Source organism: Massilia rubra (genome assembly GCF_011682065.1).
Lineage (GTDB): Bacteria > Pseudomonadota > Gammaproteobacteria > Burkholderiales > Burkholderiaceae_D > Telluria_A > Telluria_A rubra.
This window is the reverse complement of sequence record NZ_VUYU01000002.1, coordinates 170,387-192,433: the sequence shown is the minus strand read 5'-3', so window position 1 is coordinate 192,433 and position 22,047 is coordinate 170,387. Positions and strand designations below refer to the sequence as shown.

General features: G+C 65.2%; 13 protein-coding genes, 1 tRNA gene and 1 pseudogene. 5 read left to right on the top strand and 10 right to left on the bottom strand.

What is annotated here, in order from left to right; genetic code table 11:
* Nucleotides 1-70: 70 nt before the first annotated feature.
* From F0185_RS03415 to F0185_RS03395, 5 genes and pseudogenes are all read right to left on the bottom strand, one after another.
* Nucleotides 71-1,288 (bottom strand): AGE family epimerase/isomerase, encoded by a 1,218-nt coding sequence (locus F0185_RS03415; RefSeq protein ID WP_167221606.1) that lies wholly within the window; start codon nucleotides 1,286-1,288, stop codon nucleotides 71-73.
* Between the two features lie 120 nt (nucleotides 1,289-1,408).
* Complete coding sequence (locus tag F0185_RS03410; protein ID WP_167221604.1) at nucleotides 1,409-4,720, bottom strand: GH92 family glycosyl hydrolase; 3,312 nt, start codon at nucleotides 4,718-4,720, stop codon at nucleotides 1,409-1,411.
* A gap of 135 nt (nucleotides 4,721-4,855) precedes the next feature.
* On the bottom strand, nucleotides 4,856-8,032 hold the full coding sequence (locus tag F0185_RS03405; protein ID WP_223164439.1) for a TonB-dependent receptor: 3,177 nt from the start codon (nucleotides 8,030-8,032) through the stop codon (nucleotides 4,856-4,858).
* Nucleotides 8,033-8,613: 581 nt separating this feature from the next.
* A complete protein-coding gene (locus F0185_RS03400) occupies nucleotides 8,614-8,853 on the bottom strand; it encodes a hypothetical protein (protein WP_167221602.1) in 240 nt (79 codons plus the stop codon).
* Nucleotides 8,850-9,806: pseudogene (locus F0185_RS03395) on the bottom strand (IS91 family transposase); the annotation flags it as partial. The pseudogene F0185_RS03395 and the gene F0185_RS03400, both read right to left, overlap by 4 nt.
* Nucleotides 9,807-9,830: 24 nt before the next feature.
* Between F0185_RS03395 and F0185_RS03390 the strand changes: the two are divergent.
* A complete protein-coding gene (locus F0185_RS03390; protein ID WP_167221600.1) occupies nucleotides 9,831-10,355 on the top strand; it encodes a site-specific integrase in 525 nt (174 codons plus the stop codon).
* Nucleotides 10,356-10,513: 158 nt separating this feature from the next.
* On the opposite strand, the gene F0185_RS03385 is transcribed toward F0185_RS03390, so the two are convergent.
* From F0185_RS03385 to F0185_RS03370, 4 genes are all read right to left on the bottom strand, one after another.
* Nucleotides 10,514-10,588: transfer RNA gene (locus F0185_RS03385), tRNA-Val, on the bottom strand.
* Between the two features lie 37 nt (nucleotides 10,589-10,625).
* Nucleotides 10,626-11,330, bottom strand: coding sequence for a DNA polymerase III subunit epsilon (gene dnaQ, locus F0185_RS03380; RefSeq protein WP_167221598.1), 705 nt, complete (start codon nucleotides 11,328-11,330; stop codon nucleotides 10,626-10,628).
* Nucleotides 11,331-11,402: 72 nt separating this feature from the next.
* A complete protein-coding gene (gene rnhA, locus F0185_RS03375) occupies nucleotides 11,403-11,840 on the bottom strand; it encodes a ribonuclease HI (protein WP_099879445.1) in 438 nt (145 codons plus the stop codon).
* Between the two features lie 17 nt (nucleotides 11,841-11,857).
* Nucleotides 11,858-12,631, bottom strand: coding sequence for a class I SAM-dependent methyltransferase (locus tag F0185_RS03370; protein WP_167221596.1), 774 nt, complete (start codon nucleotides 12,629-12,631; stop codon nucleotides 11,858-11,860).
* Nucleotides 12,632-12,658: 27 nt separating this feature from the next.
* Between F0185_RS03370 and gloB the strand changes: the two genes are divergently transcribed.
* The 3 genes from gloB (at nucleotide 12,659) to F0185_RS03355 (ending at nucleotide 19,297) form a co-directional block, all read left to right on the top strand.
* The gene (gene gloB, locus F0185_RS03365) at nucleotides 12,659-13,465 is read left to right on the top strand and encodes a hydroxyacylglutathione hydrolase (protein WP_167221594.1); all 807 of its coding nucleotides are present in this window, start codon (nucleotides 12,659-12,661) and stop codon (nucleotides 13,463-13,465) included.
* A gap of 212 nt (nucleotides 13,466-13,677) precedes the next feature.
* Complete coding sequence (locus F0185_RS03360) at nucleotides 13,678-14,826, top strand: ABC transporter substrate binding protein (RefSeq protein WP_229476713.1); 1,149 nt, start codon at nucleotides 13,678-13,680, stop codon at nucleotides 14,824-14,826.
* 4 nt (nucleotides 14,827-14,830) lie between these two features.
* On the top strand, nucleotides 14,831-19,297 hold the full coding sequence (locus F0185_RS03355) for an EAL domain-containing protein (protein WP_167221592.1): 4,467 nt from the start codon (nucleotides 14,831-14,833) through the stop codon (nucleotides 19,295-19,297).
* A 101-nt stretch (nucleotides 19,298-19,398) separates the two neighbouring features.
* On the opposite strand, the gene aceB is transcribed toward F0185_RS03355, so the two are convergent.
* Nucleotides 19,399-20,988 (bottom strand): malate synthase A, encoded by a 1,590-nt coding sequence (gene aceB / locus F0185_RS03350; protein WP_167221590.1) that lies wholly within the window; start codon nucleotides 20,986-20,988, stop codon nucleotides 19,399-19,401.
* A 133-nt stretch (nucleotides 20,989-21,121) separates the two neighbouring features.
* Here aceB and F0185_RS03345 point away from each other — a divergent pair, with 133 nt between their 5' ends.
* Nucleotides 21,122-22,036: a LysR family transcriptional regulator gene (locus F0185_RS03345; protein WP_167221588.1), complete on the top strand. Its 915-nt coding sequence runs from the start codon at nucleotides 21,122-21,124 to the stop codon at nucleotides 22,034-22,036.
* The last annotated feature ends 11 nt before the right edge of the window (nucleotides 22,037-22,047 follow it).

Here is a 22,047-nt window from a genome sequence, read left to right as displayed (position 1 = left end):
CGCCACGTTCCACGTCGAGCCGCCGACCCGGCTGACCCATTGCTCGCCGGCGCACAGCATGAAGGGAGCGTCAACCATGCTCGCCGCCCTTGAGCACGGCCACGATGTCGTAGACGGCGCCCATGGTGTGGTAATCGACCTTGCCGGCCGGGCTTTTCTCGTCGCTGAGCTTGCGGTTCTCGCGGTCCAGGATGCGGTACCAGGCGCCGTGTTCATGGTCGATGAAATGGCTCCAGCTGTAGGCCCACAAGCGCCCGTACCAGACCCAGTATTGCGCATTGCCGGTGCGCGCGGCCAGCATGGCCGCCGCCGCCGCGCTCTCGGCCTGCACCCAGAAATACTTGTGCGCGTCACACGCCGTCAGGTCCGGCGCCAGCGAGTAGCACAGGCCACCGTTGCGCACATCCCAGCCCTTTTCCAGCGCCACCTTGAACAGGCACTCGGCGCTCGGCACCAGCCAATCCAGGCCCTCGCTCAGGACGCCCTTGGCGCGCGCTTCGAGCTGCACCAGCAGCTTGGCCCACTCGGTGAAGTGGCCGGGCTGGTAGCCCCAGGGGCGGAACAGGTTCTCCGGATCGTCGATATTGAAGGACCAGTCGGGCTGCCAGTCGGCGTCATAATGTTCCCAGATCAAGCCGCCGCAGCGCGCGCTCTGGCGCTGGGTGATGTTGTAGGCAACCAGGTAGGCACGCTCCAGGTAGCGCCGCTCGCCGGTCGCGGAAAACGCGGCCAGCAGCGCCTCGACCGCGTGCATGTTGGCGTTCTGGCCGCGGTAGGTGGACAGCACGCTCCAGTCCTGGCTCGCCTCATCGGCGTACAGGCCGGCCGCGGCGTCCCAGAAACGTGCTTCCATCAGGTCGAAGGTCTCGCCGATCCAGGCGCGCGCCTCGTCCAGGCCGGCCATCGTGGCATGCGAATACGCCAGCAGCACGAAGGCCTGGCCGTAGGCGTGCTGGGTGCCGTCTTCCACCTTGCCGCCATCGAGCATCCACGCATAGCCGCTGCCATCGGGGGTGCGGTGCGCCTCGCGCAGGAAGCGCAGCGCGTGCTTCAGGCCATCGAGGTAGGCCGGATCCTGGAACTGGCGGTACGCCATCGCGTAGGTGAACACGAAGCGCGTGCTGCTGACCAGGTGCCGGTGCTGCCGGTCATAGACCGTGCCGTCGTCCTTGAAATAGTGGAACAGGCCGCCGGCGGGGTCGATCGCCCGCGGGTGGTAGAAGCGCATCGTGTGGCGCGCATGGTCGAGCAGCACGTCCGGGCTGCGAAAGTTCGGAAAAATAGTCATGGTGATGTGGTGGTGGGTGTACGCCAGTCGTCGTAGCCGCTCGTGCGCACGCTCGTCTCGACTGGCAGGGTTATGTGGGTGTGTTTAGCGCGTTGTAGCCAACGCCGCATGCACATGCCTTTACCTCGCTTCGAGCAATTCCAGTTCCGCCAGCTCGAACGGTGTGGCTTGCGCAAAGCGCAGCCGGTATTGCCGGTAGGCGCCCGGCCTGGCGACGCCGAACGGGCGCAGTTGCCGCTCCCACGCAAACGGCTCCTTCTCGCGCGTGTCGAGCACGACCCAGGCGCCGCTGCCGTCGCGCCCTTCCAGCGTCCATGACAGCGTGCCCGCCGGCGCCTTGCCGCCGGTGATGGTGTAGTGAACGATGGTGGCGGCATTGGGCAAAGTGAAGCCGACGTTCGCGCCGGCCGGCAGCGCCACGGTGGTGGCCGCATCGTCGTCGACCAGCGGCCCGGGGGCGCGCTTGCCGTCGACGGTGACGGCGGCGTCTTGCGAGCGGTCACGCAGGCCTGCGGGGCGTTGTCCGGCGCTGGTCATCGATGCGGGCAAGGCGCCGGCATCGCTGCCCCACGCCGACGGCTTGCCGCCCATCGTGAATTCCAGGGTGGCGCCGGCGGCAATGTCGGCGTGCCGGATCCACGGTTTGTTCCAGGGCGCCCCGTTGACCTTGAGCGACTGCACGTAGACGTTCTCCGGGCTGTTACCGTGCGCGATCACCGATAGCAGGCGGCCATTTTCGAGACGCACGTCGGTGCGGGCAAAGGCGGGCGAACCGATCACGTATTCGGGAGACCCCATCCGCAGCGGATACAGTCCCATCATCGCGAAGGTGTACCAGGCCGACATCTCGCCATTGTCCTCGTCGCCGGCATAGCCCTGGCCGATTTCGCTGCCCAGGTACAGGCGGGCCACGATGTCGCGGGTGATCTTCTGCGTCTTCCAGGGCTGGCCGGCGGCGACATACATCCACGGGATGTGATGCGATGGCTGGTTGCTGTGGGCGTACATCCCCATGCGCACGTCGCGCGCTTCGGTCATCTCGTGGATCACCTGGCCATAGCTGCCGGAGAATTTGGCATCGGCCGTTTCGGGGGTGGCGAAGAAGGTGTCGAGGCGCCTGGCCAGCGCGGCGCGGCCACCCATCAGGCCCGCCAGTCCTTCGGCGTCGTGCGGCACGGTGAAGGCGAAATTCCAGGCATTCGCTTCGGTATAGTCGCCGCCCCAGCGGCGCGCGTCGAACTCGCCGGCCGCCTCGCGCCATTGCCCCTTGGCGTCGCGGCCGCGGAAAAAGCCTGTGGCCGGATCGAACAGGTGCGCGTAGTCAGCGGCGCGCGCCTTGAAATAGGCGGCTTCCTCGCGGTAGCGGCGGCCACGCGCGGTGTCGCCCTCGGCCGAGGCCAGGGCGGTGGCTATCTGCGCCACGCCGAAGTCGTTGAGCGCGCCTTCCAGCGTCCACGACATGCCTTCGTGGACGCTGGCGTCGGCGTAGCCGCGGTACATCGAGCGTCCCAGGCCCTTGCGCCCGACGTTCGACACGGGCGGCACGACGGTGGCGTTCTTGAGCGCCGCCTCGTAGGCCTGGTGCGCATCGAAGCCGCGCACGCCCTTGAGCCAGGCGTCGGCGAAGGCCACGTCGGAACTGGTGCCGACCATCAGGTCGGCATAGCCCGGCGAGGACCAGCGCGCCACCCAGCCGCCGTCGCGGTATTGCTGCAGAAAGCCGTCGACCATCTCGCCGGCGCGCGTCGGCGCCAACAGCGTGTAAGCCGGCCAGGTGGTGCGGAAGGTGTCCCAGAAGCCGTTGTTGACATACACCTTGCCGGGCACCACGGACGCCGAGGTGCGCACGGCGTCGCCGCCGGTGTTGGCCGTCGACCAGCCGCTCTGGTCGGCGTGGCGCCAGTCGGGCTGCTGCGCGGTGCCGACGTTTTCGTGGGCGACGTTCGGATACAGGAACAGGCGGTAGAGATTGGAATAGACGGTGGTGAGCTGGTCATCGCTCGCGCCCTCGACCTTGACCCGGCCCAGTTCCGCATCCCAGGCGGCCTGCGCGCGCTCGCGCACGGTGTCGAAGGCGGCGTCGCCGATTTCCAGCGCGAGGTTGCGTTCGGCCTGCTCGATCGAGATGAGCGAGGTGGCGATGCGCATGCGCACTTCGCCCTTGTCGGCCTTGAACTTGATGTAGCCGGTGGGACGGCCGGTGGCGATCGCGCCGCTGTCCTGCCAGGACTGGTCGAAGCGCGCGAACACGAACATGCGCGCGGCGCCGTTCGACAGCCCGCTGCGCGTATCGGTATAGCCGCGCAGGGTCTGGGTGGCGGCGTCGAAGGTCAAGCCGCCGCGTTCGTCGACGTTATCGAACAGCAGGTTGGCGTCGCCCCCTTGCGGGAAATGGAAACGGAAGATCGCGGCGCGCTCGCTCGGCGCGATTTCGGCGCGGATGCCGTTGTCGAAGTCGACGCGGTAGGTGTGGGCGCGCGCCACTTCGTTCTCGTGCGAGAACGACAGCGCGCGGCGCTTGCGGTCGGCGTCGGGCTGGCCGCTGGCGTTCGACGGCATCACCTGGAAGCTCTGGCGGTCGCCCATCCACGGACTGGGCTGATGGCTCAGCGAGAGCGCCTGCAGGCGCGGGCGATTGTTGTCGTCGTTCTGCTCGTTCCAGCGGTACAGCCAGTTCAGGGTGCCGGCATCGGTGGCCGGGGTCCAGAAGTTGAAGCCGTGCGGCGTCGCCGTGGCCGGGATGTTGTTACCGCGCGAGAAAGTGCCGTTGGCCTGGGTGCCGCGCGTGGTCAGGACATGGTCCGACGGCCGCGTTGCCGCGCTGCGCGCCTGCTGCGTGAGCTCGATGTCGTCGAGCCAGCCGCTGGAGCCGGCTCCGGATGTCGGCTGCAGCACCAGTTCGATCACCCTGATGCGCCGCCCCGCCAGTTGACCCAGCCGCACCGCCTTGTGCGCCCACTGCTGCGGATACAGCGTGCGCGACTGCGCCTGCGCGGCCGCATCGACGCGCACGCCGTGGTTGTCGCGCAGGTCCAGGCTGGAGATGCGGCGGCCGTCGTCGAGCACCAGGTCCAGCGCCACGCCGGTGGAGGAGTCGATGTCGCCGTCGACGATCTCCGGCAGCACCTTCCACGACAGGGTGGTATCGCGCCCGATCGCGATATCGACCGGGAACAGCTGCAGCCGTCCGCCCTTGCCGGCGGCACGGTAGCGCAGCGCGCGCGCGCCGCTGTAGCCGGCCCTCGGCTTGGCCGCATAGGGGCGCTCCGGGCCGTCGCCGGGTTCGACCCTGACGCCCTCGGCGGCCAGGGTGGCGGGCGCGGGCTGGCCCGCTTCGAACGAGGTCGAGAAACGCGGTTCGGCCGCGCCGGCGGCAGCGGCGCCGGCCAGCAGCATGGCCACGGTCGATACGATGGTGTGCGTGTTGTTCATGTGAGGACGATCTCCTGTGGAGTGGGGCGGCGGCCAGCGAACCCGGATCGAGGGCGGCGCGCGGCAGGGTCGACACCGGTCCCGAAAAAAGAACACCCTCGCCGCGCCGATGGCGCGGCGAGGGTGGATGCGGACTCAGAACTTATAGTTCAAGCCAACATACGCCACGCGGCCGGCGTAGCTGTTGGCGTAGAAGCGCGCCTTGGTGTCGCTGCCCAGGTAGGAACGCGATTCTTCCGCGGTCGCGTTCAGGATCGACGCGGTCAGGCTCAGTTCCGGCGTGAAGTTATACGCCGCATTCAGGTCGACCTGGCTGAACGGCTCTTCATACACGTTCAAGCCGTTCATCAGGCCGTTGACCACCTGGCCGCGGCGATTGTACGACGCACGCAGCATCAGCTTGTCGGTCGAGTAGAACAGGGTCACGTTGGCCTGGTTCTTGGCGCTGCCCACCAGCGGCGAGGTGCCGATCTCGGTGCCGTCGGCCAGGGTGATGGCGGCCTGGTTGGTCTTGTTGTACGTGTAGTTGACCTGGAAGCCGACGCCGTTGCGGAAGGTGTGCTGGGCGTACAGCTCGACACCTTTCGATACCGCGTCGCGTCCGCCGGCGCTGGTGGCGTAATTCTGCACCGCGATCGATTCGCCGCCGATGTTCAGGTTGACGTCGCGCACCACAGGCACCGCGAAGTTCTGGACGTTCTTGCGGAACACGCCGGCGCCGAGCACCGAGCCGCGGTGGAAATACCACTCCACGCCCAGGTCGTACTGGGTGGCCTGGTACGGTTCGAGATCCTTGTTGCTGCCCTCCCCGAACCAGCCCTGGCGGTCGCCTCCGCCGATCAGGCGGCGGTCGTTGACGTATTCCTGGCCGTAGTAGTTCAGCGCGCCTGGCGCACCGATGTCGTTGTAGCTCGGACGCGCCACCACCTTCGAGGCCGCTCCGCGCAGCAGCAGGGTGTCGCTGAGGTCGTAGGCGACGTTCAGGCTCGGCAGCACGTCGGTGTACTTGCGTTCGAGCGAGCTGACCACATAGGTCGAGACGTGGCCGGTGGCCGGATTGGTCTGGCTGTCCGGTACGACCGTGAAGCCGCTGGTGCAGCCCGAACCGGCGGGCGCGCCGGCGGCCGGCAGGCCACCCGCGCGGCAAGGTGCCGGCGTGCCGTCCGGACCGTCGAAGAAATAGTCGTTGTAGTAGTCGACCTTGTCGGTCGAATCGGCGTGCTGCCGGGTGCGCACCACGCGCAAGCCCAGGTTGCCGCGCAGGCGATCGGTCTTGAAGTTCGCCTGCAGGTACGCCGACATGATCTTTTCATTCACGTTGTAGATGAAATTGTCTTCGTTACGGGTCTGCATCTGGCCATAGGTCTGGTTCAGGTGCGAGATGTAGGCCGGGTAGTTAATGGCTGGGAAGGCGCTGGCCTTGAGGCCGCCCGTCAGGTTGCCCAGCGACTCGCCGTACAGGAATTCGGGACGGAACTTGTTGGCCGTCGCATCGCAGCCGTTCTGGTAGCGGTTGTCGTACTGGCCGGCGTCGAGCCCCTTGCAGGCCCAGTAGTTGTTGCCGGTGCTGCGGCTGGTGCCGCCGTCACGGTACTTGGCACCGAACTGGACCGAGTCGAGCCAGTTGCTGTCGGCATGCCAGGTCAGGTCGGCCTGGGCGTAGTCCTGCTTGGTGCTGTTGCGGGTCCACGACGACGAGGTCGAGCCCAGGTCGATCTCGCCGATGCCGTTGCGCAGGTTTTGCATCAGTTGCGGCGCGAAGGTCATGGACGGCGTGCCCGACACGTCCCACGAGGTCGCGGTGTTGCCGAGTACCCAGCTGCTGTCCGCATTTTGCATGCGCGGCTTGATCGGCATGCCGAACTGCAGTTCCGGACCGCCTTTGGCCCAGGTGCGGCCGCCCTTGAAGGTGGCGTCGATCGATGTGCCCTTCCATTCTATGTCGAGGTCGGCGGTCTGCGAGAGCGCGCGCTCGCGGCTGTAGCCGCCGGTGATCTGCGGTGTCGGGACGGTGCAGTCGTCGGGGCCGAAGCCGCCGGTATTGGCCAGGCCGCCCGCGCCGGCCTGCGCGCTGTTGCAGTAATACTTTTTGCCCGGATGCGCGCTGTACTGCGCGCCGGTGACGATGGTGCCGCTCGGGTCGAAGCTCAGGCCGTCGAGCAGGCGTCCGCCCGGCCAGTTGCCGTCGCCGTCGTAGCGAGCGATATTCCATTCCGGGACCTTCAGCTGGTTCAGCTGGGAATTTTGCTGCAGGTCGAAGCGGAAGTAGTTGGCCGTCATGTTGAGGTTGCGCAGCGGCTTGAACTGCAGGGTCAGCTGCCCGCCCTTGCGCTCGCGCTCGGTGGTACGCACGTCCAGGTTGACCGAGGTCGGCATCGCGAATTTGCTGTAGTACTTGCCCGACTGGTCGTAGAAGCCCGACTGGCCCCACCAGAACGAATTGAGGTTCGATGGCTTGCCGTCCGCGCCGACCGGCGGCTGCGTCTTGTAGCTGTCGGCATACCACTGCCAGTTCTCGGTGCTGGCGCCCATCGTGCGCGTGGTACGCTTTTGCTGGGTGTAGCCGACCAACATGCCGATGCGGTTGCTCTCGTCGTGCCAGGCGTACTGGCCGGAGAACTGGGGGTCGGTCTTTTTGGTGGTGTCGGCCCAGGTGCCCTCGGCGTTGACGAAGCCGGAGCCCGACTTGACGTCCAGCGGACGGCGCGTGCGCAGGATCACCGTGCCGCCGATGCCGCCTTCGTCGAAGCGCGCTTCGGACGTCTTGTACAACTCGGCGCTGGAGAGCATATTCGACGGCATCAGCATGTAGTTGAACGAACGCGACGGATCGCCGTTCGATTCGGCGGTGGCGACGTAGTTGCCATTCAACTGGGTCAGGGTCAGGTCGGACGACAGGCCGCGCACGCTGACGTTCTTGCCTTCGCCGCCGCTGCGGGTGACGACGACACCGGGCACGCGCTGCAGGGCGTCGGCCACGTTCTTGTCCGGGAATTTACCGACGTCTTCGGCAGTCACGACCTCGACGATCGAATTGGCTTCGCGCTTCTGGTCGAGGCTTTTCTCGATCGCGTAGCGAAAACCGGTGACCACGACTTTGGTCGGGGCGGCGCCGGCGGCCTGCTCGGCTGGTGTTGCCGCGACCGGCGTTGGTGCCGCAGTCGGCTGCCCTGCGGGCGGCTGGGCAGGCTGGGCGGCCGGCGCGTTTTGCGCGTGGGCGCTCGACAGCGAGAGCAACGCGAGGCCGACGGCCATGGCGATGGGCGTGACGCGGCAGCGCGGGCGGAAAGCGTGATGGGTTCTTGAAGTCATGTTGGTCTCCTGATCGTGCCCTGTATCGGGCTTTCTTTTATAGCGGCAGCAAGTGTCAGGCGTCCGTCAACCGGGCGCAGCCTCCCGCACCGCAAGGCGAAGCGGGTCTGCCATCCCACTCGATGCCTCGACCGGGAACGGAACCCACCTTGAAGCTCGATGCGAAACCAGCGCGACACTGTCTCGGGCCTGGCAGACCGTCAATTGCGTTGCGCGCGGCGTGCACGAAGCGAAATGCAACTAGAATTTTGCAGATTTACTAAACGGCGGTGGATCATGTGCATGCCGGTGAGTTTCGCATTTCAACAAAGCAAATTTATACTAGGGAATGTACTAGCCTTCAATCAACTTTCTTGATTTGCGTGAAGTTTAGCGTTGTCTAGTAAACACGGGTGGAGGGAATGCCTGGGAACGTGGCGTGCCGGAGCCTCGGTGAACGCTGGGCGGTTTGCGGACGGCCGCTATCGTTAAGGGTTGTCCGATGCCGGCCGCCGTCACAGGCCCGAACGGATGCACGCAAGCGTCTCCGGCCGGCGTTGGGCAAGCCGCGATGGAGGAAACCGCGGGATGTGTCGTTGTCGTCAACCTGTGCCACCGGCTATGGCGATTTGAATGGTGCCGGTGATCGGATGGCTGTCGGTTGAGGCGGCCGATCGGGTGTCGATGGCGCCGGCGAGGCGTTTAGCGATCGCGATATGAACGCCGGAACCAGGTTCGGTCTCTTGCGTGTTAGTTGTTATGGTGCCGAAGGCAAAGCAAACCCACGTCGGCCATGACCGACGGCCTGGGCGCTGGCAAATTGGGGGCGCGACGTGGTTCATGGCGGAGCGCCTTGATGTCGTGGTGGTGCTGGAATCGGATGGATCGGCAAGAAGATAGCTGTGATCGCCATCGGCGCGCCACAATGCCGACAGATGAACGTTGGCGCAATTGGCTCGGCAATCTGCGCTGCTGCCACCGGCGTCGGCACATGCAGCAGTGCGCGCGCCAGCGCCAGGTTGGCCTTGCGTCCGGCGTTGGCAAAGATCCCGTAGTGGCGGATCCGGTGGAAACCTGTGGGCAACACATGCAGCAGGAAGCGGCGCATGAACTCGCCAACGTCGAGCGTCATCGTCTTGCGCATCGCGTCCTTGGTGCGATAGTCCTTCCAGCGAAACGTCACGCCACGTTCGTCCATGGCGACCAGGCGCCGGTTTGAGATGGCAACCCGGTGCGTGTAGCGCGACAGGCAGGCCAGTACCGCCTCGGGTCCGGCGAACGGGCGCTTGGCATAGACCACCCACTCGCAGTGCCGCAGCGGCGCCAGCCAACGCGCGAAGGCGCTCGATTGCGCCAACGCGGCATACTCGCCGAACAAGCGGATCTGGCCGGCGTTGTGGGCCGCAGCCAGCGCATCCAGGAAGCGTCCCCGGAACAAACGCGAGAGCACCCGTACTGGCAGGAAGAATCCGCGCCTGCAGGCAATCCAGCGTGAACCGTCCGGCGACAGGCCGCCGCCGGGGACGATTCCGTGCACATGGGGATGGTGGGTCAGTGCCGATCCCCATGTATGCAGCACCAGCGTGGCACCGATGCGGGCGCCCAGGTGCTTGGGATCGGCGGCGATGGTGCACAGCGTCTGCGCCGCCGTCTCGAACAGCAGGCGATAGAGCAGCGCCTTATTGTACCACGCGAGCGCGGCGACCGGTGCCGGCAGGGTGAACACGACATGGTAGTACTCGAGCGCCAGCAACTCGTTCTGGCGGGCTTCGAGCCAGGAAGCGCTCTTTCCGCGAGCGATCGCCCGCAAGAGCACAACGTGTTTCAATGCGCATTCGCCACCGGCATGCGTCCGTCGGAATATATAGCTCTAGCATGGCCTGCAGTCAGTTTTGACGAAGTATGCATTTCCGTAGAAGCCGCATTCGTTGATGGAGAGGCCAGGGATACGGCCAAGACGGACGCCGGGCTAAGACAAATCGACATGCGCAGGGGCGCGATGGAAGCGCTTCAGGCGCAAGCAGCATTCACCGGAAATAGGAAGAATCTTGTCTTTCACAATCCGAATTACGGAATGCAGTGGGCCGGCGACAAACCGATTCATCGCCGCTGGCGTCGCATTCTCAAGCAGGCGGGAGTGCGGTACCGGAATCCCTATCAAACACGCCAGACTTTCGCTTCGAGCCTGTTGATGCCTGGAGAATTGCCGCTGTACATCGCGTCTCAAATGGGTCACACCGACACGACGATGATTACCGAAACGTACGGCAAATGGATCAGGTCTGGATTGAATGACGACAAGCGTGAGCGGTTACTCAGGATGTACGGGCGCGTCGCCGCATGACATCGAACGCACATCATTGCTGACTTACAGAAAAAACAGAAAGGAAAAGAATAGACCTGACGATGAGTTCAAATTTTGAGAACGCCCCAAATTTGCCCCAAATTCCTGGTCAAACCACATCAGATCGCTGTAAAGCGTTGATTTTAAAGGAAAAATAATGGTGGGAAGTGCAAGTTTCGAACTTGCGACCCCTGCAGTGTGAATGCAGTGCTCTACCCCTGAGCTAACCTCCCGAAGCGGGGCGTATTATGACATACGTTTCGCAAAACGTCACGCTTCTGCGTAATTTCTCCAAATACAGTTTCCCTTGACCGCTTTATCCAGCCCGCCCAACACGCTCTCGTGCTCGGCCAGCTCGTCCGCGCTGGCGGCCAGCACGATCACCTCGGCCAGCGCCACCGCCTCGAGCAAGCCGCCGCCCTCGCCCGCCGCTTCCTCGACATCCATCGACAGGCTGTTCTGCCCGCGCGTCATGGACAGGTACACATCGGCCAGCAACTCGGCATCGAGCAAGGCCCCGTGCAGCTTGCGGTGCGCGTTCGACACGCCATAACGGTCGCACAGCGCATCGAGCGAGTTGCGCTTGCCTGGATGCATTTCCTTGGCGTTGACCAAGGTATCGATCACCCCGCTGCAATGCTCGGTGAAGGTCGGCAGCCCGAGCAACTTGAACTCGTTGTTCAAGAACCCCAGATCGAAGGGCGCGTTATGGATGATGACTTCGGCGCCCTGGATGTACTCGCGCAATTCCTGGGCGATCTCGGCGAACTTGGGCTTGTCGCGCAAGAATTCCGTGGTCAGGCCGTGCACCGCCAGCGCGCCCTCTTCCGAATCGCGCTCCGGGTTGATGTAACGGTGGAAGTTATTCCCCGTCAGCATACGATTATGCAGTTCGACGCAGCCCACCTCGATGACGCGGTCGCCCGTGCGAGGATTCAGGCCGGTGGTTTCGGTATCGAGGACAATTTGGCGCATGGCAGTCTGGAAATGAAATGAAACAAGGCGCGCAGTATAGCAAAAGCGCACGCGCCCCCCGCCGTGGCCCGCTCAGCGGCGCACCGTCTCCACGCCGCGGTTGGCCAGCACATCGGCGCGCTCGTTGCCCGGATGCCCATTGTGTCCGCGCACCCACTTCCACTCCACCGCGTGCTGCGCCTGGGCCAGGTCGAGCGCCTTCCACAGGTCTTCGTTCTTGACCGGCTCCTTCGCCGCGGTTTTCCAGCCGCGCGCCTTCCAGCCGTGGATCCATTCCGAAATGCCCTTCTGGACATACTGGCTGTCGGTGTGCAACACCACTTCGCACGGCCGCGTGAGGATGCTCAGCGCCTCGATCACGGCGCGCAACTCCATGCGATTATTGGTGGTGTTCAATTCGCCGCCGCAGATTTCCTTCTCGTGGCCATCGGCCACCAGCAAGGCGCCCCAGCCGCCGGTACCCGGATTGCCCTTGCACGCACCATCCGTAAAAATCTCTACTTTACTCATCCTGGCTTTCTCTGTCTTTACTTCCGATTGGTGGCCGGCACCGCTTGCGCGGCCGATGCCGATTTTTTGTTCCAGACCGGACCGATCATGGTCATGCCCTTGACCCGCTTGATCGCATGCACCATGTACACCGCGCCCAGATACGGCCACCAGCGCTGCCCGGCCGGCTCCATGAACGCATAGCGCTCCAGCCATTGCGCGGTGCGGCAAGGCGGCGCATAGCAACCAAAATGGCTGCGGCTCACGCCCAGGTTCAGCAATTTTAACCAGTCTTTCATACGCGGCATAGAAATGAATTCCCCCGCCACCGGCAGGTAAGGCGAGCGCGTCACCCGCCGCAAACCCTGGCGCAGCCCCCACAAGCTGGCCGGATTGAAGCCGCAAATAATCAACTGGCCTTCGGGAATGAGCACCCGCTCGACCTCGCGCAGCACCTGGTGCGGCTCGGCCGCGAATTCGAGCACGTGCGGCATCACCACCAGGTCCAGGCTTTGCGAAGCGAATGGCAACTCGGCAAAATCGAGCGCCACCGCGATCTGGCGCTTGCCCGACCCCAGCGCCACCTGCTCGCGCGACGAGGTGCGGGTGGCGGCCTGCCACTTGTTGGGCATGCGGTTGGCCGCCAGCGCATCGATCTGCGGCAAGCCGATCTGCACGGCGTTGTAGCCGAAAATATCGGCCGTCAGCTGGTCCAGGCAAGCCTGCTCCCACGCGCGCACGTACGCGCCCGCCGGCGTCTGCAGCCAGCCGTCGAGCGCTATAATGGACTTTTCGGATGCCGCGCTATCCATGCCTACCCCTTTGCCGACACCTTCACTATGACCAATCCGACGCCACGCCCCTTGAGCGTGCTCGCCGTTCCCGCTTTCAAGGACAATTACCTGTGGCTGATCCATGATGGCGTCCACGCCGCCGTGGTCGACCCCGGCGACGCCGCGCCCGTCATCGCGGCCCTGGCCGCGCATCATCTCACGCTCACCGCCATTTTACTCACCCATCACCATGCTGACCACATTGGCGGCGTACCGGACCTGCTCGCGCACGCTTCCGCCTCAATTCCCGTGTACGGCCCGCGCGCCGAAGCCATCGCCACGGTCACCGTGCCGCTCGACGATGGCGACCTGGTCGACGTGCCCGGCCTGGCGCTGGCCCTGCGCGTGCTGTCCGTGCCCGGCCACACCCTGGGCCACATCGCCTTCCTGCGCGAACAGGCCGCCGGGCACTGGCTGTTTTGCGGCGACACCCTGTTCGCCGGCGGCTGCGGGCGCTTGTTCGAAGGCACGCCCGCGCAAATGCGCGCCTCGCTGGCCCGCTTTCTGGTCTTGCCAAGCGACACCGCCGTGTATTGCGCGCACGAATATACGCTCGCCAACCTGCGTTTCGCCGCCGCCGCCGAGCCGGCCAACGACCTCATCGCCGAGCGCATCGCCGCCGAAACCGCCAAACGCGCGCGTGGCGTCCCCACCCTGCCCTCGACCATCGGGCTGGAAAAAGCCACCAATCCTTTCCTGCGCGACGAGCAGCCCGGCATCGTCGCCAACCTCCTGGCCCTCGGTAAACTCGACCCGCACGCCCCACCCGGCGCCGCCTTCGCCGCCCTGCGCACCTGGAAAAACACCTTTTAGCGGCGCCTGGCGTCGCACGCAGGCGACGCTTGCCGCTCCGGCTGCCGGGCCTACCTGCCCATTGCGCTCCCGATACCCTGAACGGGAATTTTAATCGAATCGCCAAAATTCTTTCTTTCGAGCTACTTCGGTAACGTATACTGCTGACTGGTGTCTGCCCACATGCGTGGCTGCTTGCAAATTAACCGGACCAGGCGTCCCCGCTGTACGCAATGACTACTCTCTTTTTCAGCGCCTGCCGCTGGCCGTGCGCGGCGCGCTGCGTGCCCGCTCTGCTGTCTTTACTGCTGTCTTTACTGCTGTCTTTACTGCTGTCGATGGCGCCGGCGGCGCGCGCCCTCGCCGACGACCTCGCGCCCGGGATGGCGGCCGAATCGGCGGCAGCGGCCGGCCTGCTCGAGCGCTACGACAGCGGCGATCAATACGATATGAAGCCGATGACGCCCTCCCAGCTGGAAGACCAGCTGCGCCGCCCCGACCTGCAAGCCTCGGTCGGCAAGGGAACCATCGCGGTGCTCTATCCGAATGTGTCCGAACCGTTTCGCAGCGCCTTCATCGGCATGATCCAGGGGATCGAAGAGCGCACCCGCCTGCGCGTGCGCAGCTATGCGGTGGACGCCCGCTTCGATGCGCTTGAACTCAACGCACAGCTCAAACGCAGCGGCGCCCGGGTCGTCATCGCGCTCGGGCGCCAGGGCCTGAACGCGGCGGCGGCGCTCGATCGCGACATCGTCGTCCTGGTCGGCGGCGCCCTGCTGCTGTCGGACGCCGAAATCGTCAACCTGAACGGCATCAGCCTCACGCCCGATCCGGCGCTGCTGTTTACCCGCCTGCGCGCGCTGCTGCCCGAGATCAAACGCGTGATCGTGGTCTACGATCCCAAAAAAACCGAATGGCTGCTGCGCATCGCGCGCGAGGCGGCGCGCGACCAGGGGCTGGAACTGGTGTCGTACGAAGCGCGCGACCTGGCCCAGGCGGCCCAGGTCTACATGGCGCAGTTTGCGGGGGCCGACAGCCGGCGCGACGCCGTCTGGCTGCCGCACGACAGCACCACCGTCGAAGAAGGCACCCTGCTGCCGCTGATCCTCAAGCAAGCCTGGGACAGCGGCGTGCCTATCTTTTCCAGCAATGTGCTGCACGTGAAAAAGGGCGCGCTGTTCGCCATGAGCCCCAACAACGTGGAGCTGGGCCGCTCGCTGGCCAGTTCCGCCGAGGGCGCAATCGCGGGTGAACTCAAAAAAGGCGTGCAGCCGCTGCGCGAACTGCACACCGCCATCAACCTGCGTACCGCCAGCCACATGGGCCTGACCATCGGCCAGCAGCAGCAGCGCACTTTCGACCTTATCTATCCGGAGCCCTGAGTAGATGTTCCATGACTTCCTTCGCCGCACCGGGTTCCGCCGTCAACTGACCGTCATCGTTTCCGCCGCCATTGTCGGCCTGGCGCTGTTTTCCTCCCTGATGAATTCCTGGGAAGCGCGCACCCGCATGCGCGAGTATTTCCTGGAACAGGGCGAACGCATCGCCGAGAACCTGGCGCGCCAGAGCACCCTCGCGCTGCTGTACCACTCGCCCGAAAACGCCCAGGACGTCGTTGCCACCACCCTCACCTTCCCCGACGTGCTGAGCGTACAAATCAGCGATACGCGCGGCGTCGTGCTGCTCTCGAAAAGCCAGCCTGGCGCCGCGCCCGCGGCCGCGGCCGCAGCCGACTTCAAGCCGGTCCCGCCCACCACCCAAGCGCGCCTCGCCAGCGAAACCGGGCAAGCCTGGCGCTTCACCGCGCCGGTGTTCGGCGGCCAGGGCATCGCCTCGCCGTTCGACCTGCAGGAGCCACCCAGGCAACTGCTCGGGCACGTGCACGTGGCCATCGCCAAGGACACCTTGAACCGCCTGACGCTCTCGCTCCTGGTCGGAAACCTGGTCGTCACCTTGTCGTTCGCCGCCATCCTGCTGGCGGTGGTGCGCCTGCTCACGCGCCACATGATCAACCCGCTCAACGCCCTGTCGCGCCTGATGCGGCGCGCCGAAGCGGGCGAATCGGGCATGCGCGCCGAACCGGCCGGCCCGCGCGACCTGATCGACATGGCGCTCGCCTTCAACAAGATGATGAACGTGCTCGAACAGCGCGAAGCGGAACTGAAAGACTCGCGCGACGCCGCCGTCAGCATGGCGCTGGTGAAGGCGCAGTTTGCCGCCACCGTCAGCCACGAAGTGCGCACCCCGCTCAATGGCGTGGTCGGCATGCTCGACATGCTCAAGGAAATGAGCCTGAACAAGCGCCAGGCCGAATGCGTCGACGTGGCCTGGAATTCCTCGCGCACCCTGATCGAACTGATTAACAATATCCTCGACTTTTCCAAGATGGAAGCGGGCAAGCTCTCGCTCGAAGAAGTCGACTTCGACCTGCGCAAACTGCTCGAAGAAGTCATCGAACTGGTGGCCAAGCAGGCGCAGGTACGCGATGTCGAACTCGGTTACCTGCTGGCGCCGGGCGTGCCGCAATGCGTCAATGGCGACTCGCTGCGCCTGCGCCAGGTGCTCATCAACCTGCTCGGCAACGCGGTCAAGTTCACCGAGCATGGCGAAGTGGCGGTCAGCATTGCGCTTGCCGACGGCCCGCCCGACGCGCCACACTGCGGCCTGCGCTTCGAAGTGCGCGACACCGGCATCGGCATGAGCGCCGACCAGCAGCAGCACCTGTTCCAGTCCTTCGCCCAGGCCGACCCATCGACCACCCGCAAGTACGGCGGCACCGGCCTGGGCCTGGCGATCTGCAAGCAGCTGGTCGAACTGATGGGAGGCGCCATCACGGTCGACAGCGCGCTTGGCGACGGCACCGCCTTCGCCTTCAACATCGTGTGCAAGGCCGCGCTGCGCGAGCTGCCCGAGCCGGCCCACCTCGAACTGGCGGGCCTGCGCGTGATCGTCGTCGACGACAGCCAGATCGTGCGCAGCTTCGTGGCCCAGACCATGCAACGCCACGGCATCGACTGCCACGCCACGCGCTGGGGCGGCGAAGCGCTGCTGCAGCTTAAGGTCGGCGCCGCCGAGGCGCGCCCGTACCGCATCGTCATGATGGACATCGACGCCCGCGACGACGACGGCAACGACCTGGCCGGCAAAATTGCCGCCGAGTCGCCCGGCACCCTGGTGCTGATCCTCGACCGCTTCGGCACGCCCTCGGGCGGCACCCTGGTTGACGGCCACCCGTCGCTCGGCAAGCCGCTGCGCGAAGAGCGCCTGCTGCAGGCCCTGAAGGACTTGCTGGCCGGGGCCAAAGCGCCGGCCATGGCGATCGCCAGCGCCCTGGCCGCGCCGCCGCGCACCTCGTTCCGCATCCTGGTGGCCGAAGACAACCGCACCAACCAGATGGTCGCCGCCGGCATGCTGGCCATGAACGGCTGCGCCTGCGAATTTGCCGCCAACGGGCGCGAAGCGCTGGAGGCGGCGCGCAGCGGCAATTTCGACCTGATCCTGATGGATTGCAGCATGCCCGAAATGGACGGCTACGAAGCGACCGCGCATATCCGCGCCTTCGAGCAAGGCAGCGGGCGGCGCACTCCGTTGGTCGCCATGACCGCCAACACCCAGCGCGGCGACGCCGAAAAATGCCTGGCCGCCGGCATGGACGACTACCTGGCCAAGCCGATCACCCTGTTCGAACTGCGCCAGAAGCTCGATCGCTGGCTGCCGCGCGGTGAAGAGTCGCGCAGCGCCGTGCGCGGTGGCGACAATGGCGACAGCGCAAAGTACGTGCCGGAGACCGGCGACAGCCCGATCGACCAGGCCATGTTCGTCAAGCTGCGCGAGATCATGGGGCCGTCGCTGGCCCAGGCGATCAGCCCCTTCCTCGAAGACACGCCGCACTACCTGCTCGACCTGGAAACGGCGGCCCATGGCGGCGACTTTGATACCGCGCGCGCCAAGGCGCATGCCATCAAAGGCTCCTCGGGCAACCTGGGCGCGACCCACCTGGCGCAACTGGCCAAGGAAGCCGAAGAACACGCCATTGCCGGCCGGCCGGAACTGATCGTGCCGCTGCTCCCGCGCCTGCGCGTGGCCTACAATGCGGTTGCCGGTGCGCTCGCGCTGGAAGTCACGGGCGACGACCCGGCCGGCCAGGGAGGCGCCGACGATGTGCCGCAAGTGCTCATCGTCGACGACGACCGCAGCACCCGCAGCACCTTGCGCTACACCTTGCAGCGCGATGGCTTCAAAGTCGAAGAAGCGGTCGACGGCGCCCAGGCTTTGACGATGCTCAAGCGCTTCCAGCCCGACGTGGTGCTGATGGACGCCGTGATGCCGGTGATGGATGGCTTTACCGCCTGCGCGCGGATGCAGGAACTGCCCGGCGGCAGCAGCATTCCAGTGCTGATGATCACCGCCCTGGAAGACAATTCCTCGGTCGAGCGGGCCTTTGCGGCCGGCGCCAGCGACTATATTCCCAAGCCGATTCATTACGCCGTCTTGTCGCAGCGCGTGCGCCGCATCATCGAAGCGAACCGCGCCGAAAAGCGCATCCGCCACCTGGCCTTCAACGACCTGCTGACCGGGCTGCCGAACCGCACCCTGTTCTTCGACCTGCTCGGCCAGGCGGTCGACCAGGCCCGCGTCGGCAAGACCCAGCTGGCAGTGCTGTTCCTGGACCTGGACCGCTTCAAGTACGTCAACGACAACCTCGGGCACGACGTCGGCGACCGCCTGCTGGTGGCGGTGGCGCAGCGCATCCGGCGCGCGGTGCGCAGCATCGACATGGTGGCGCGCCTGGGCGGCGACGAATTCACGGTGGTGCTGGGCGATGTCGACGGCCCGGCGCCGGCGGCCGCCGCCGCCCAGGCCATCGGCCGCGTGCTGGCCGCGCCGTTCCAGATCGACGGCCACGATATTTTTGTCACCAGCAGCGTCGGCATCGCCATGTATCCGTTCGACGGGCTCGATGTGCCGACCCTGGTCAAGCGCGCCGACAGCGCCATGTACCGCGCCAAGAAGACCAACACCGGTTTCCAGTTCTACGAAGCGTCGATGGAACAGGCGATTTCGGAGCATGTGCGGTTGGAGAGCGACTTGCGGCGCGCGCTGGAACGCAACGAGCTCGAAGTGTTTTACCAGCCGCAGGCGCGCCTGGACAACCAGCGCATCATCGGCATGGAGGCGCTGGTGCGCTGGAAGCACCCGACCCGCGGCATGGTGCCTCCGGTCGAATTCATTCCGCTGGCCGAAGAAACGGGCTTGATCAATCCACTCGGCCAATTCGTCCTGCGCACCGCCTGCGCGCAGCTCAAGGCGTGGATCGACCAGGGCCTGCCGCCGATGCGGGTGGCGGTGAACCTGTCGGTGCGCCAGCTTCTGCAAAAGAATTTTGCCGATACGGTGGAAGCGGTGCTGGTGGAGTCGGGCTTGGCGCCGGACTTGCTGGAGCTGGAAATCACCGAGAGCACCTTGATGGAGCACGCGCAGGATACGCTCAAGGCGCTGCACCGCCTGCGCGGGCTGGGCGTGCGCCTGTCGATCGACGATTTCGGGACGGGGTACTCGTCGCTCTCGTACCTGAAGCGCTTCCCGGTCGATATCATCAAGATCGACCGTTCGTTCGTGGCCGATGTGCCGCACGACGCGGACGACGCAGCCATCATCGCGGGCATTATCGCGCTGGCGCACAGCCTGCGGCTGGAAGTGGTGGCGGAAGGGGTGGAGACGCAAGCGCAGCTCGACTACCTGCGCGCGCAGCATTGCGACTTGCTGCAGGGGTGGTACCTGGCGCCGGCAATGCCGGCCGAGCAGTTTGCGGAATTGATCATCAAGCGCGAAGCGCTGGCGCTGCGGGCGTGATGACTTCCACAGCCGGTCGCGCCGCCCGGCACTGCGTCATTGCGTCATTCCCGGCCTGGCCGGGAACGACGGATCCAGGGGTTAGCGGTACCGGCTAACGATCAGATTTCTTCATACAGCGGCAAGGTCAAAAACTCCGCAAACGACTCCGACGTCGACATCTCTTCGAAAATGACCGCCGCGCGCGCATAGGTCGGGTTATCCCCGTTCGGCGCGACTTCCTTGACCTTGGCCAGTTCCTCCGGAATCATCGCGCGCACCATGTCGGCGGTGACCTTGCGGCCATCGTCGAGCACACCCTTGGTCGAGCGAATCCACTGCCATACCTGCGAACGGCTGATTTCCGCCGTGGCCGCGTCTTCCATCAGATTATGAATCGGCACGCAGCCATTGCCCGCCAGCCAGCTGCCCAGGTAATGAATCCCCACATTGATGTTGTAGCGCAGGCCCGCTTCCGTGATCGGCGCTTCCGGCTTGAAGTCCAGCAGTTCGGCCGCCGTTACCTCGATATCGGGACGCTGCTTGTCGATCTGGTTCGGCTTGTCGCCCAGGACCTTTTTGAATTCGCCCATCGCCAGTTCCACCAGGCCCGGATGCGCAACCCAGCCGCCGTCGTAGCCGTCGGTCGCGTCGCGCGCTTTATCATTGCGCACGCCGCCCATGGCGATCTCGTTTTTCTCCGGATCGTTCTTGATCGGGATCAGCGCCGCCATGCCGCCGATGGCCGGCGCCCCGCGCTTGTGGCAGGTTTTCAGCAGCAGCAAGGCATACGCGCGCATGAACGGCGACGTCATCGTCACTTTCGGACGGTCGGCCAGGCAGAAGTCTTTATCGAGCTTGAATTTTTTGATGCACGAGAAGATGTAGTCCCAGCGGCCCGCATTCAAACCGGCGCTGTGTTCGCGCAGTTCGTACAGGATTTCGTCCATCTCGAACGCGGCCAGGATCGTTTCGATCAGCACCGTGGCCTTGATGGTTCCCTGCGGCAGGCCCAGTTCCTGCTGCGTCATGACAAAAATATCGTTCCACAGGCGCGCCTCGAGGTGCGACTCCATCTTCGGCAGGTAAAAATACGGACCCGCGCCGCGCGCCAGCTGCTCTTTCGCGTTGTGGATCATGAACAGAGCGAAGTCGAAAATCCCGCCCGAGATACGCTTGCCATCGACCAGCACATGCTTTTCGTCGAGGTGCCAGCCGCGCGGACGCACGACCAGGGTCGCGATTTTTTCATTGAGCTTGTACAGCTTGCCGTTCTGTTCGAGCGAAATCGTGCGGCGTACGGCGTCACGCATATTGATCTGGCCCGTGATCTGGTTGTCCCAGTTCGGCGTGTTCGAGTCTTCGAAGTCGGTCATGTAGCTGTCGGCGCCCGAATTGAAGGCGTTGATGACCATCTTGCGCTCGACCGGGCCGGTGATTTCGACGCGGCGGCACTCCAGCGCCTGCGGAATCGGCGCGATTTTCCAGTCGCCGGCGCGAATCTGCGCGGTTTCCGGCAAAAAGTCGGGACGCTCGCCGGCGTCGAGGCGTTTGGCGCGTTCCACGCGCGTGGCCAGCAGCTCCTGGCGGCGCGGCTCGAACGCGCGCGTCAGGCGCGCCACCAGGGCCAGCGCCTCGGAAGTGAGAATCTGCTCGTAGCCAGGCTTGATCTCGGCGGTGATTTCCATGCCGGCGGGGATATTGATAGTCATGCGTGCTCCTGTAGAAGGTAAAAATGCAAATTGGCGTTTCGTCTGCCTTCCAGTATATTCACTAACTGGTAGCTAAACGAGACAAAAAATACATTCATCTGTGCGTTTTTGTCACAGACAAAAGGAGTAACACGTGGGGCAGTTCCGTCAGATATCCACTTTCGTCGAGGTGGTCGCGCGCGGCAGCCTGTCGGCGGCGGCGCGCGCCGAAGGCATCGCGCCGGCCATGATCGGGCGCCGCCTCGACGCGCTCGAAGCGCGCCTCGGCGTCAAGCTCCTGCAGCGCACCACGCGCAAGCTCGCCCTCACCGATGAAGGCGCGGCCTTCCTGGAAGACTGCCAGCGCATCCTGGGCGAACTCGAAGAAGCCGAATCGGCGGTGGCCGAACGCAGTGCGCGCGCCAGCGGCCACCTGCTGGTGTCGGCGCCGGCCGGTTTCGGGCGCCAGCATGTGGCGCCCCTGCTCCCGTCTTTTTTGGCCGAGCACCAGGATGTGACGGTCAACCTGAACCTGAACGACCGCGTGGTCGATGTGGTCGGCGAAGGCGTGGATGTGGCGATCCGCATCGCCAGCCTGTCCGATTCGAGCCTGGTCGGCGTCAAGCTGGCCGACAACCAGCGCGTGCTGGTGGCCTCGCCCGCCTACCTGAAACGCCATGGCGTGCCCGACACCCTGGCCGACCTGGCGCGCCACAACTGCCTGGCGATCAGCAGCGAAGGCAGCCAGCGTGGCTGGACCTTCCGCGACAACGGCAAGCTGGTGACCTTGAAAGTGGCGGGCAACATGGTGTGCAACGACGGCGAAGTGCTGCACGATTGGGCGCTGGCCGGCAAAGGCCTGGCGTGGCGCTCGATGTGGGAAGTGGGAACCGAGATCGAAGCGGGCAAACTGTGTACCGTGCTCGATCCATTTGCCGCGCCGGGCAACGACATCCACGCGGTGTTCGCGCAGCGCCGCCACCTGCCGCTGCGCATTCGCGCCTTCGTCGACTTCCTGCGCCGCACCTATGCACAGGCCGATTACTGGCGCGCGCGCAGCGGGGCTTGATAACGCCATCG